The organism is Streptomyces sp. NPDC051207, from assembly GCF_040682395.1.
In the GTDB taxonomy this organism is placed as follows: Bacteria; Actinomycetota; Actinomycetes; order Streptomycetales; family Streptomycetaceae; genus Streptomyces.
In genome coordinates this window covers 69563-81924 of the sequence record NZ_JBFBAX010000029.1, presented here as the reverse complement: position 1 = coordinate 81924, position 12362 = coordinate 69563, and the positions used below count along the sequence as shown (strand labels likewise).

Genomic DNA, 12362 nt, shown 5'->3' with positions numbered 1-12362 from the left:
CCGTGCCGGGCCATGCCGCCGTACGTGTCGATGATGATCTTGCGGCCGGTCAGGCCGGCGTCGCCCATCGGGCCGCCGATCTCGAACCGGCCGGTCGGGTTGACCAGCAGCCGGTAGCTGTCGGTGTCGAGCTTGATGCCCTCGTCGACCAGCGCCTTCAGCTCCGGCTCGACCACGAACTCGCGGATGTCCGGCGCCAGCAGCGAGTCCAGGTCGATGTCGCTCGCGTGCTGCGAGGAGACGACGACCGTGTCCAGGCGGACCGCCTTGTCGCCGTCGTACTCGATGGTGACCTGGGTCTTGCCGTCGGGCCGCAGGTAGGGGATCGTGCCGTTCTTGCGGACCTCGGACAGGCGCTTCGCCAGGCGGTGCGCCAGGAAGATCGGCAGCGGCATCAGCGTCGGCGTCTCGTCCGTCGCGTAGCCGAACATCAGGCCCTGGTCGCCCGCGCCCTGCCGGTCCAGCTCGTCCTCGTCGCCCTCGACGCGGGCCTCGTAGGCGGCGTCCACGCCCTGCGCGATGTCCGGGGACTGCGCGCCGATCGACACCGAGACACCGCAGGAGGCGCCGTCGAAGCCCTTCTTGGAGGAGTCGTAACCGATCTCGAGGACCTTGCCGCGGACGAGGGTCGCGATGTCCGCGTAGGTCTTGGTGGTGACCTCGCCGGCCACGTGCACGAGGCCGGTGGTGATCAGGGTCTCGACCGCGACCCGGGAGGTCGGGTCCTCGCGCAGGAGCGCGTCGAGAATGGTGTCGCTGATCTGGTCAGCGATCTTGTCGGGGTGACCCTCGGTCACGGACTCCGAGGTGAACAGGCGACGGGACACAACGCTCCCTGGGGTTGCAGCGGCTGCTGGCTGATCATGGGTGGACGGGCCGGGGGCTGCGCCCGGCGACGTCCGGCAAACAGTTTATCGGTCGCGTTCGGCCACTGGCCTCCCTGTCTCGCCTCTCGGGAACGCTGTGACCTGCGGCACCCGCATTCTGCCGAATCGCGGGCGTGCTTGGCCAGAGGCGCCGCGCCCGCAGGGGCGTGGTTTCAGGAAGCTGTGAATCGGGTGCGGGCTTTTCAGCGCAGGCGTTCGGCCACGAGGTCCCACACCGTTTCGGCCAGCGCCTCCTTCGGCCCGTGCGCCACAGGGGTCTCACTGCCGTCGGCGCCCAGCACCACGGCCTCGTTCTCCTCGGCGCCGAAGGTCTTGCGCTCCCCCACCTCGTTCACCACGAGCAGGTCGCAGCCCTTGCGGGCGAGCTTCTTGCGCCCGTTGGCGAGGACGTCGTCCGTCTCGGCGGCGAAGCCGACGACGATCTGGCCGGGGCGGGCGCGGTCGGCCGAGATCTCCGCGAGAATGTCCGGATTACGCACCAGGGCGATGGGCTCGGGCTCCTGGCCGTCCTGCTTCTTGATCTTCCCGGTGGCGTAGGCCGCCGGGCGGAAGTCCGCCACGGCGGCGGCCATGACGACCGCGTCGGCGTCGGCTGCCGCCTTCAGCACCTCCTCGCGCAGCTCGACGGCCGTGCCCACCGGCACGACGTCGACGCCCGCCGGGTCGGGCAGGGCGGCGTTCGCCGCGATCAGGGTGACGCGGGCGCCCCGGGCGGCGGCGGTGCGGGCGAGGGCGTAGCCCTGCTTGCCGGAGGAGCGGTTGCCGAGGAAGCGCACCGGGTCGAGGGGTTCGCGGGTGCCGCCGGCACTGACCACGACGTGCCGCCCGGTGAGGTCGGGCTCGGTGACGCCGCGGGCCAGCACCCGGCGGCAGATCTCGAAGATCTCGGCGGGGTCGGGCAGCCGGCCCTTGCCGGTGTCCACGCCGGTGAGGCGCCCGACGGCCGGTTCGACGACGACGGCGCCGCGGCGGCGGAGCGTGGCCACGTTCTCCCGGGTGGCCGGGTGCTCCCACATCTCGGTGTGCATCGCCGGGGCGAAGACGACCGGGCAGCGGGCGGTGAGGAGGGTGTTGGTGAGCAGGTCGTCGGCGATGCCGTGGGCGGCCTTGGCGAGCATGTCGGCCGTGGCCGGGGCGACCACCACGAGGTCGGCGTGCTGGCCGATGCGGACGTGCGGGACTTGGTGCACGTCGTCCCAGACCTCGGTGGAGACCGGGTGGCCGGACAGGGCGGACCAGGTGGCGGCGCCGACGAAGTGCAGCGCGGACGCGGTGGGGACGACGCGGACGTCGTGGCCCGACTCGGTCAGTCTGCGCAGCAGCTCGCAGGACTTGTAGGCCGCGATGCCGCCGCTGACCCCCAGAACGACCTTCGGCTTGTCCACCGTCTCTCCCCGCGTGCTCGGCTCGGGTGCGCCGGACGACGGGCGCACGTCTCCATCACACACCACAGGCCCGGCAGAGCGACTGCCGGGCCTGTGGAAAAACCAACTGCAAGCTGAAAAAACTACTGCGCCGGACCCTCGACGGCCTCGGACGTCAGCAGCCCCGCGTTGATCTCCCGGAGGGCGATCGAGAGCGGCTTCTCGTGGACGTGGGTGTCGACGAGCGGACCGACGTACTCGAGGAGGCCCTCGCCGAGCTGCGAGTAGTACGCGTTGATCTGACGGGCACGCTTGGCCGCGTAGATCACGAGGCTGTACTTCGAGTCGGTGGCCTCGAGGAGCTCGTCGATCGGCGGGTTGATGATGCCCTCGGGCGCGGAGATGGAAGAGGACACGCTCTACCTTCCGATGGATGGGAAAAGACCGGTCGTGATCACTGAACCCGTCAGTACCGCATGCGTACCGCATCTGTCAGTGCCGGATCCGTCGGTACCACATCTGTCGGTACCGGATCCGTCAACGGGTCGGAGGACCCGTGATCACACAACATCCATCAAGGCTAGCAGCTCGCGCGCCACATCCTCGACGGAGGTGTTGACCAGGGTCTCGTCGAACTCCCGCTCGGCCGCGAGTTCGACCTTGGCCGCGTTCAGGCGGCGCTCGATCACGTCGGGCGGTTCGGTGCCCCGGCCGGTGAGTCTGCGCACCAGCTCCTCCCAGGAGGGCGGAGCCAGGAACACCAGATACGCCTCCGCCATGGACTCACGGATCTGCCGGGCACCCTGGAGGTCGATCTCCAGGAGGACGGGCACACCCGCCTCCAGGTGCTCGAGGACGGCCGCACGCGGCGTGCCGTAGCGGTTGCCTGCGAATTCGGCCCACTCCAGCAGCTCGCCGTTGGCGATCAGCTTGTCCATCTCCTCGTCGGTGACGAAGAAGTAGTGGACTCCGTGCCGCTCGCCCGGGCGGGGCTTGCGGGTCGTCGCCGACACCGACAGCCAGACCTCGGGGTGTTCCTTGCGCATATGGGCGACGACCGTGCTCTTGCCGACCCCGGAGGGGCCGGAGAGCACGGTCAGCCGCGGACGTTCACTCATGCAGCGATTATTCCAGCAATCCCGGGGTGCCCGGGACTCAGGAGCCGGTGCTGCCGAACTCGCGCTCCAGGGAGGCGATCTGGTTGGAACCGAGGCCACGCACACGACGGCTCTCGGAGATGCCCAGTCGCTCCATGATCTGCTTGGCGCGGACCTTGCCCACGCCCGGCAGGGACTCAAGGAGGGCGGAGACCTTCATCTTGCCGATGACGTCGTTCTCCTGGCCCTGCTTGATGACCTCGTGGAGGGAGGCGCCGGAGTGCTTGAGTCGATTCTTGACCTCGGCCCGCTCCCGGCGAGCCGCGGCGGCCTTTTCGAGCGCGGCTGCGCGCTGTTCAGGGGTAAGGGGCGGAAGAGCCACGCCTACGTCACCTCGGATGTCGAACTGTCGGATACGGACCGGTGAGGAACCTAGTCGCCCCACACCTGGGGAGCCACGAGCAACACGCTGCCCGCTCTCCCCTCACTGCCTTGAGGGCGTGGGAGGTGCCCTCACTCGTCGGAGACTAGCGGGCAAGTCCGCAAGAGTCAGCGAGAACAGCGGAAAAGTCCTGGTCAGCCTCCGTCAGGCCAGACATTGAGGACATAATGCCCCGGATTTGAGGATGTATCCAGGCTCAAACCTGCGGTGGATCATCCGGCCGGGCCCCACGGAAGCGGTGGGAAGGACTCCGGGAGCACCCGCCGGAGCGGCTGCGCGTGCTCAGCCGGAGGTCACCGCGTCGCGGATCTCCTCGGCGAAACGGCCGGCCGCCGCGCGCAGGGCTCCCGCGTCGGGTCCGTGCCGCAGCACGCCGCGGCTGACGTTCGGCACGACGTTGCGGACCGCCGTGCCGAACACCTGGGGCAGGTCGGCCGGGGTCGCCCCCTGCGCGCCGATGCCGGGGGCGAGCAGCGGACCGTTGATGTCCAGGTCGTACGTGGACAGGTCGCCGAGCGTCGCGCCGACCACCGCGCCGAAGGAGCCCAGCGGGTCCTCCCCCGCGTTCTCGGCGGCCAGGTGCGCCAGCATGGTTGCGCCGACGCTGCGCCCGTCGGGCCGCACCGCGTGCTGGACCTCGGCGCCCTCCGGGTTGGAGGTCAGCGCCAGCACGAACAGGCCGGCGCCGCTCTCCCGGGCCAGCGCCACGGCCGGGCTCAGCGAGCCGTAGCCGAGGTACGGGGAGACGGTCAGCGCGTCCGAGAACAGCGGCGCGTCCTTGTGCAGGAACGACTCCGCGTACGCGGCCATGGTCGAGCCGATGTCGCCGCGCTTGGCGTCCATCACGACCAGGGCGCCCGCCGCCCGCGCCTGCGCGACCGTCTTCTCCAGGACGGCCACGCCCCGTGAGCCGAACCGCTCGAAGAACGCGCTCTGCGGCTTGAGCACGGCGACCCGGTCGGCCACCGCCTCGACGACCGTGCGGCTGAACCGCTCCAGGCCGGCCACGTCGTCGTTCAGGCCCCACTCGGCGAGCAGCGAGGCGTGCGGGTCGATGCCGACGCACAACGGCCCGCGCGCGTCCATGGCGCGGCGCAGCCGGGTGCCGAAGGGCTCCAGAACCGTCATGCGGGCTTCCTGACGTCGGCGCCGACCGCGTCGGCGAGGGTGGCGTACGGGCTGGTGCGCAGGCGCGCGGCGAGGCCCTTGTGGACGGCGCGGCTCCAGAAGGGGCCCCGGTAGATGAAGGCGCTGTAGCCCTGGATCAGCGTGGCACCGGCCAGGATGCGCTGCCAGGCGTCCTCGGCGTCCTCGATGCCGCCGACACCGACCAGGGTGATGCGGTCGCCCACGCGCGCGTACAGGCGGCGCAGCACCTCCAGGGAGCGTGCCTTCAGCGGGGCGCCGGACAGACCGCCGGTCTCCTGCACGAGGGCGGGGTCGGAGGCCAGGCCGAGGCCTTCGCGCGCGATGGTGGTGTTGGTGGCGATGATGCCGTCCAGGCCCAGCTCGACGGCCAGGTCGGCGACCGCGTCGACGTCCTCGTCGGCCAGGTCCGGTGCGATCTTGACCAGGAGCGGGACGCGCCGGGCCGGGACCCTGCGGTCCGCGGCCTCGCGGACGGCGCTCAGCAGCGGGCGCAGGTGGTCGACGGCCTGGAGGTCGCGCAGCCCGGGCGTGTTGGGCGAGGAGACGTTGACGACCAGGTAGTCGGCGTACGGGGCGAGCCGCTCGGCCGACTTCACGTAGTCGGCGACGGCCTCCTGCTCGGGGACGGCCTTGGTCTTGCCGATGTTGACGCCGACGACGGTCTTGAAGACGGGGTTGCGGGTGGCCAGCCGGGCGGCGACGGCGAGGGAGCCGTCGTTGTTGAAGCCCATGCGGTTGATCAGCGCGCGGTCCGCGACCAGCCGGAACAGCCGCTTCTTCGGGTTGCCGGGCTGGGGCTCGCCGGTGACCGTGCCGATCTCCACGTGGTCGAAGCCGAGCATGGCCATGCCGTCGACGGCGACGGCGTTCTTGTCGAAGCCGGCGGCGAGCCCGAAGGGGCCGTGCATGCGCAGCCCGAAGGCCTCCGTGCGCAGCTCCTTGTGGCGGGGGGCGAGCACGGCGGCGGCGAAGGTGCGCAGCACGGGGATGCGGGCGGCGAGGCGGATCCAGCGGAAGGCGAGGTGGTGGGCCCGCTCCGCGTCCATCCGCCTGAAGACGAGATTGAAGAAGATCTGGTACATGGTGTCCTCGTGCGGAGGGGGACACCGTTTCCGGTGTCCCCCTCGGGGCTAGTCGCGGGCCGCGGTCAGGAATTCCGCGTGTTCCTGGAGCGATCGCACGCCCACGTCGCCGCGGTTGAGGGCGTCGATGCCCTGGACCGCCGCGGCGAGCGCCTGCACGGTCGTCAGGCAGGGCACGGACCGGGCCACGGCCGCGGTGCGGATGTCGTAGCCGTCGAGGCGGCCGCCGGTGCCGTACGGGGTGTTGACGATGAGGTCGACCTCGCCGTCGTGGATGAGCTGGACGATGGTCCGCTCGCCGTTCGGGCCGGGGCCCTCGGACTGCTTGCGCACGACGGTGGCGTTGATGCCGTTGCGCTTGAGGACCTCGGCCGTGCCGGACGTGGCGAGCAGCTCGAAGCCGTGCGCGACCAGCTCGCGCGCCGGGAAGATCATCGAGCGCTTGTCGCGGTTGGCGACCGAGATGAAGGCGCGGCCCCTGGTCGGCAGCGGCCCGTAGGCGCCCGCCTGCGACTTGGCGTACGCCGTGCCGAAGACGGAGTCGATGCCCATGACCTCGCCGGTGGAGCGCATCTCCGGGCCGAGGACGGTGTCGACGCCGCGGCCGTGGATGTCGCGGAAGCGCGACCACGGCATGACGGCCTCCTTGACGGAGATCGGCGCGTCCAGCGGCAGCTCGCCGCCGTCTCCGCGGGCCGGGAGCAGGCCCTCGGCGCGCAGTTCGGCGATGGTCGCGCCGAGCGAGATCCGGGCGGCGGCCTTGGCCAGCGGTACCGCGGTCGCCTTCGAGGTGAAGGGGACGGTGCGCGAGGCGCGCGGGTTGGCCTCCAGGACGTAGAGGATGTCGCCGGCCAGCGCGAACTGGATGTTGATCAACCCGCGTACCCCGACGCCGCGCGCGATGCCCTCGGTGGAGGCGCGCAGCCGCTTGATGTCGAAGCCGCCCAGGGTGATCGGGGGCAGGGCGCACGCCGAGTCGCCGGAGTGGATGCCGGCCTCCTCGATGTGCTCCATGACGCCGCCGAGGTACAGCTCCTCGCCGTCGTACAGGGCGTCGACGTCGATCTCGATGGCGTCGTCGAGGAACCGGTCGACCAGGACCGGCCGGGAGGGGCTGATCTCGGTGGACTCGGCGATGTACGACTCCAGGCGGGCCTCGTCGTAGACGATCTCCATGCCGCGTCCGCCGAGCACGTACGACGGGCGGACCAGGACCGGGTAGCCGATCTCGTCGGCGATGGCCTTGGCCTCGGCGAAGGTGGTGGCGGTGCCGTGCTTGGGCGCGGGCAGGCCGGCCTCCTGCAGCACGCGGCCGAAGGCGCCGCGGTCCTCGGCGGCGTGGATGGCCTCCGGGGAGGTGCCGACGATGGGCACGCCGTTGTCCTTGAGCGCCTGGGACAGGCCGAGCGGGGTCTGGCCGCCGAGCTGCACGACGACGCCCGCGACGGGGCCGGCCTGCCGCTCGGCGTGGACGATCTCCAGCACGTCTTCCAGCGTGAGCGGCTCGAAGTACAGGCGGTCGGAGGTGTCGTAGTCCGTGGAGACGGTCTCCGGGTTGCAGTTGACCATCACCGTCTCGTACCCGGCGTCGCTCAGCGCGAAGGAGGCGTGGACGCAGGAGTAGTCGAACTCGATGCCCTGGCCGATGCGGTTCGGGCCGGAGCCCAGGATGATCACCGCGGGCTTCTCGCGCGGCGCGACCTCGGTCTCCTCGTCGTAGGAGGAGTAGAAGTACGGCGTCTTCGCGGCGAACTCGGCGGCGCAGGTGTCGACCGTCTTGTAGACCGGGCGGATGCCGAGCGCGTGCCGGACCTCGCGGACGACGTCCTCGCGCAGGCCGCGGATCTCGCCGATTTGCTGGTCGGAGAAGCCGTGCCGCTTGGCCTCGGCGAGCAGCTCGCGGGTCAGCTCGGGCGCCTCGGCGAGTTCGTCGGCGATCTCCTTGATGAGGAAGAGCTGGTCGACGAACCAGGGGTCGATCCTCGTGTACGCGAAGACCTCCTCCGGGGTGGCGCCCGCGCGGATGGCCTGCATGACGGTGTTGATGCGGCCGTCGGTCGGGCGGACGGACGCCTCCAGCAGTTCCTGCTTGTCGCCGGGGTCGCCGACGAAGGTGAACTGGCTGCCCTTCTTCTCCAGGGAGCGCAGCGCCTTCTGGAACGCCTCGGTGAAGTTGCGGCCGATGGCCATGGCCTCGCCGACCGACTTCATGGTGGTGGTGAGGGTGGAGTCGGCGGAGGGGAACTTCTCGAAGGCGAAGCGCGGGGCCTTGACGACCACGTAGTCGAGGGTCGGCTCGAAGGAGGCCGGGGTCTCGCGCGTGATGTCGTTGGGGATCTCGTCGAGGGTGTAGCCGACGGCGAGCTTGGCGGCGATCTTGGCGATCGGGAAGCCGGTCGCCTTGGAGGCGAGCGCGGAGGAGCGGGACACGCGCGGGTTCATCTCGATGACGATGACCCGGCCGTCCTCGGGGTTGACCGCGAACTGGATGTTGCAGCCGCCGGTGTCGACGCCGACCTCGCGGATCACGGCGATGCCGACATCCCGCAGGATCTGGTACTCGCGGTCGGTGAGGGTCATCGACGGCGCCACGGTGATCGAGTCGCCGGTGTGGACGCCCATCGGGTCGAAGTTCTCGATGGAGCAGACGACCACGACGTTGTCGTTCTTGTCGCGCATCAGCTCCAGCTCGTACTCCTTCCAGCCGAGGATGGACTCCTCCAGGAGCACCTCGGTGGTCGGCGAGAGGGTCAGGCCCTGTCCGGCGATGCGGCGCAGTTCCTCCTCGTCGTGCGCGAAGCCGGAGCCGGCGCCGCCCATGGTGAAGGAGGGGCGGACGACGACCGGGTAGCCGCCGAGCTCCTCGACGCCCGCGAGGACCTCGTTCATGGTGTGGCAGATGACCGAGCGGGCGGACTCGCCGTACCCGATCTTCTTGCGGACCTCCTCCACGACCTCCTTGAACTGGTCGCGGTCCTCGCCCTTGTGGATCGCCGCCACGTTGGCGCCGATCAGCTCGACGCCGTACTTGTCGAGGACGCCGTTCTCGTGGAGCGAGATCGCGGTGTTCAGGGCCGTCTGGCCGCCCAGGGTGGGCAGCAGGGCGTCGGGGCGCTCCTTGGCGATGATCTTCTCGACGAACTCCGGGGTGATCGGCTCGACGTAGGTGGCGTCGGCGATCTCCGGGTCGGTCATGATCGTCGCCGGGTTGGAGTTGACCAGGACGACGCGCAGGCCCTCGGCCTTGAGCACGCGGCACGCCTGGGTGCCGGAGTAGTCGAACTCGGCGGCCTGGCCGATGACGATCGGGCCGGAGCCGATGACCAGGACGGACTGGATATCGGTGCGCTTAGGCACGCTGGCCCTCCATCAGGGAAACGAAGCGGTCGAACAGGTAGGCGGCGTCGTGCGGGCCGGCTGCCGCTTCGGGGTGGTACTGGACGCTGAAGGCCGGGCGGTCGAGGAGCTGCAGGCCCTCCACCACGTTGTCGTTGAGGCAGACGTGGGAGACCTCGGCGCGGCCGAAGGGGGTGTCGGAGACCTTGTCGAGCGGGGCGTCGACGGCGAAGCCGTGGTTGTGCGCGGTGACCTCGACCTTGCCGGTGGTGCGGTCCTGCACCGGCTGGTTGATGCCGCGGTGGCCGTACTTCAGCTTGTAGGTGCCGAAGCCGAGGGCGCGGCCGAGGATCTGGTTGCCGAAGCAGATGCCGAACAGCGGGGTGCCGCGCTCCAGGACGCCCCGCATCACGGAGACGGAGTGGTCGGCGGTGGCCGGGTCGCCGGGGCCGTTGGAGAAGAACACGCCGTCGGGGTGCACGGCGTAGACGTCCTCGACGGTGGCGGTCGCGGGCAGCACGTGCACCTCGATGCCGCGCTCGGCCATGCGGTGCGGGGTCATGCCCTTGATGCCGAGGTCCACGGCGGCGACGGTGAACTTCTTCTCGCCGATCGCGGGGACCACGTACGGCTCGGTGGTGGCGACCTCGGCGGACAGGTCGGCGCCCGTCATCTGCGGGGCCTGCTGGACGCGGGTCAGCAGCGCGGCGTCGTCCCGGATCGCGTCGCCGCTGAAGATGCCGACGCGCATGGCGCCGCGCTCGCGCAGGTGGCGGGTCAGGGCGCGGGTGTCGATGCCGCTGATGCCGACGACGCCCTGCGCGGCCAGCTCCTCGTCCAGGGTGCGCCGGGAGCGCCAGCTGGACGGCACGCGCGCGGGGTCGCGCACGACGTAGCCGGAGACCCAGATCCTCTTGGACTCCATGTCCTCGTCGTTGACGCCGGTGTTGCCGACGTGCGGAGCCGTCATGACGACGACCTGGCGGTGGTAGGAGGGGTCGGTGAGGGTTTCCTGGTAGCCGGTCATGCCGGTGGAGAAGACGGCCTCGCCGAACGTCTCCCCCACGGCCCCGTAGGCGCGGCCCCTGAAGGTCCGGCCGTCCTCGAGGACGAGTACGGCGGGAACCCTGCTGGTTCCCCGGGTGGAGGTCGTCATCGTTCGGCGCCTTCCGTGCTGTTGGTTTCGATCATGGAGTTGATGGCGTCGACCCACGCGCCGTGCTCCGCCGCGCGGTCCGAGCGGAACCCGGAGTCGAGCAGCCTGCCGCCGTGCGCCCAGGTCACGACGAGCAGTCCGCCCTCGGTGAGGACCTTGCCGGCGATGCCCTTGTCGAGCCGGGCCTCGCGCAGCGCCGCGCGCGGGACGAAGAAGTCGGCCGCGCCGGGGCGTACGACGTCGAGGCCCGCGTCCGTCAGGGTGAGCTCGACGCGGCTGCGGGTGCCCAGGCCGTGCGCGACGATGCGGTCGAGCCACTGTCCCGCGGTGGTGGAGCCGTGGTACCGGCCGCTGAGGGTCAGTTTCGCCGGGCCGGGGTCTTCCGGCGCGGTGGGCAGGTCCGGCAGGTCGCTCTGGAGGGTGCCGCGCCACTTCCAGCCCTCGCGCATCAGCCAGTAGACGAGCGCGACGAAGAGGGCGAGGCCGACCACCCAGCCGATGCGGGCGGCCCAGTCGGTCACTTCCGCCGATTCCTTCTCGGCGGCCAGCAGGATTACAGGTGTCACGTGAGCTTCCCGTCGACGAGCGTGGCCTTGCCCCGCAGCCACGTGTGGGTGACACGGCCCGGCAGCTCGCGGCCCTCGTACGGGGTGTTGCGGCTGCGCGAGGCGAAGCCCGCGGGGTCCACCGACCCACGGTATGCGGTGTCCACCAGCGTGAGGTTGGCGGGCTCGCCTGGCGAGACGGGCCGGCCGTGGCCCTCGGCCCGGCCGATCCGCGCGGGCGTGAACGACATGCGGTCGGCGACCTGCGCCCAGTCGAGCAGGCCGGTCTCCACCATCGTCTCCTGCACCACCGACAGCGCGGTCTCCAGGCCGACCATGCCCATGGCGGCGGCGGCCCACTCGCAGTCCTTGTCCTCGTGCGGGTGCGGGGCGTGGTCGGTGGCGACGATGTCGATCGTGCCGTCGGCGAGCGCCTCCCGCAGCGCCCGCACGTCACGCTCGGTGCGCAGCGGCGGGTTGACCTTGTAGACGGGGTTGTACGTCCGGACCAGCTCGTCGGTGAGGAGGAGGTGGTGCGGGGTGACCTCGGCGGTGACGTCGATCCCGCGGGACTTGGCCCAGCGGACGATCTCGACGGACCCGGCGGTCGACAGGTGGCAGATGTGGACGCGGGAGCCGACGTGCTCGGCGAGCAGCACGTCCCGGGCGATGATCGCCTCCTCGGCGACGGCGGGCCAGCCGCCGAGGCCCAGCTCGGCGGAGACGACGCCCTCGTTCATCTCGGCGTCCTCGGTCAGCCGCGGTTCCTGCGCGTGCTGGGCGACGACGCCGCCGAAGGCCTTCACGTACTCCAGGGCGCGGCGCATGATCACGGCGTCGTGGACGCACTTGCCGTCGTCGGAGAAGACGGTGACGCCGGCGGCCGACTCGTACATGGCGCCCAGCTCGGCGAGTTTCCTGCCCTCCAGGCCGACGGTGACGGCGCCGACGGGCCGCACGTCGCAGTAGCCGTGCTCCTTGCCGAGCCGCCAGACCTGCTCGACCACGCCGGCGGTGTCGGCGACCGGGAAGGTGTTGGCCATGGCGAACACGGCGGTGTAGCCGCCGGAGGCGGCGGCGCGGGTGCCGGTCAGGACGGTCTCGGAGTCCTCCCGGCCGGGCTCGCGCAGGTGGGTGTGCAGGTCGACCAGGCCGGGCAGCAGCACCTTGCCGCCGGCCTCGACGACCTCGGCGCCCTCGGCGGTCAGCCCGGGGCCCACGGCCTCGATGGTCTCGCCGTCGATCAGGACGTCCTGCGGCTCGCCGCCGAGCACCTTCGCACCACGGATCAGGGTCTTGCTCAT

11 protein-coding genes are annotated in these 12362 nt (G+C 71.0%); all 11 read right to left on the bottom strand.

Features of this window, described 5'->3' with window-relative positions:
* Positions 1-827 (bottom strand): methionine adenosyltransferase (gene metK / locus AB0M97_RS24835; RefSeq protein ID WP_365963168.1); only part of this gene is annotated, 827 nt, incomplete at its 3' end.
* Between the two features lie 242 nt (positions 828-1069).
* On the bottom strand, positions 1070-2272 hold the full coding sequence (gene coaBC, locus AB0M97_RS24830) for a bifunctional phosphopantothenoylcysteine decarboxylase/phosphopantothenate--cysteine ligase CoaBC (protein WP_365963167.1): 1203 nt from the start codon (positions 2270-2272) through the stop codon (positions 1070-1072).
* A gap of 122 nt (positions 2273-2394) precedes the next feature.
* Positions 2395-2667, bottom strand: coding sequence for a DNA-directed RNA polymerase subunit omega (gene rpoZ, locus AB0M97_RS24825; RefSeq protein ID WP_003988945.1), 273 nt, complete (start codon positions 2665-2667; stop codon positions 2395-2397).
* Between the two features lie 144 nt (positions 2668-2811).
* A complete protein-coding gene (gmk, locus tag AB0M97_RS24820) occupies positions 2812-3369 on the bottom strand; it encodes a guanylate kinase (RefSeq protein ID WP_365963166.1) in 558 nt (185 codons plus the stop codon).
* Positions 3370-3406: 37 nt separating this feature from the next.
* A complete protein-coding gene (locus tag AB0M97_RS24815; RefSeq protein WP_003977346.1) occupies positions 3407-3730 on the bottom strand; it encodes an integration host factor in 324 nt (107 codons plus the stop codon).
* A gap of 342 nt (positions 3731-4072) precedes the next feature.
* On the bottom strand, positions 4073-4918 hold the full coding sequence (gene pyrF / locus AB0M97_RS24810) for an orotidine-5'-phosphate decarboxylase (RefSeq protein WP_365963165.1): 846 nt from the start codon (positions 4916-4918) through the stop codon (positions 4073-4075).
* Positions 4915-6021 carry a quinone-dependent dihydroorotate dehydrogenase gene (locus tag AB0M97_RS24805; protein ID WP_365963164.1) on the bottom strand — a complete coding sequence of 369 codons (1107 nt, stop codon included), beginning with the start codon at positions 6019-6021 and terminating at the stop codon, positions 4915-4917. Before AB0M97_RS24805 ends, pyrF begins: the two co-directional genes overlap by 4 nt.
* Before the next feature lie 48 nt (positions 6022-6069).
* On the bottom strand, positions 6070-9378 hold the full coding sequence (gene carB / locus AB0M97_RS24800) for a carbamoyl-phosphate synthase large subunit (RefSeq protein WP_365963163.1): 3309 nt from the start codon (positions 9376-9378) through the stop codon (positions 6070-6072).
* Positions 9371-10513 (bottom strand): glutamine-hydrolyzing carbamoyl-phosphate synthase small subunit, encoded by a 1143-nt coding sequence (gene carA / locus AB0M97_RS24795; RefSeq protein ID WP_365963161.1) that lies wholly within the window; start codon positions 10511-10513, stop codon positions 9371-9373. Before carA ends, carB begins: the two co-directional genes overlap by 8 nt.
* On the bottom strand, positions 10510-11079 hold the full coding sequence (locus AB0M97_RS24790; RefSeq protein ID WP_365963160.1) for a hypothetical protein: 570 nt from the start codon (positions 11077-11079) through the stop codon (positions 10510-10512). The genes carA and AB0M97_RS24790 overlap by 4 nt, the downstream gene beginning before the upstream one ends.
* On the bottom strand, positions 11076-12362 hold the full coding sequence (locus AB0M97_RS24785) for a dihydroorotase (RefSeq protein ID WP_365963158.1): 1287 nt from the start codon (positions 12360-12362) through the stop codon (positions 11076-11078). Before AB0M97_RS24785 ends, AB0M97_RS24790 begins: the two co-directional genes overlap by 4 nt.

Excerpts from the sequence above, each read along its gene's own strand:
- gmk (WP_365963166.1), bottom strand. The coding sequence starts at position 3,369 with ATGAGTGAACGTCCGCGGCTGACCGTGCTCTCCGGCCCCTCCGGGGTC.
- pyrF (WP_365963165.1), bottom strand. The coding sequence starts at position 4,918 with ATGACGGTTCTGGAGCCCTTCGGCACCCGGCTGCGCCGCGCCATGGAC.
- AB0M97_RS24805 (WP_365963164.1), bottom strand. The coding sequence starts at position 6,021 with ATGTACCAGATCTTCTTCAATCTCGTCTTCAGGCGGATGGACGCGGAG.
- carA (WP_365963161.1), bottom strand. The coding sequence starts at position 10,513 with ATGACGACCTCCACCCGGGGAACCAGCAGGGTTCCCGCCGTACTCGTC.
- AB0M97_RS24785 (WP_365963158.1), bottom strand. The coding sequence starts at position 12,362 with ATGAGCAAGACCCTGATCCGTGGTGCGAAGGTGCTCGGCGGCGAGCCG.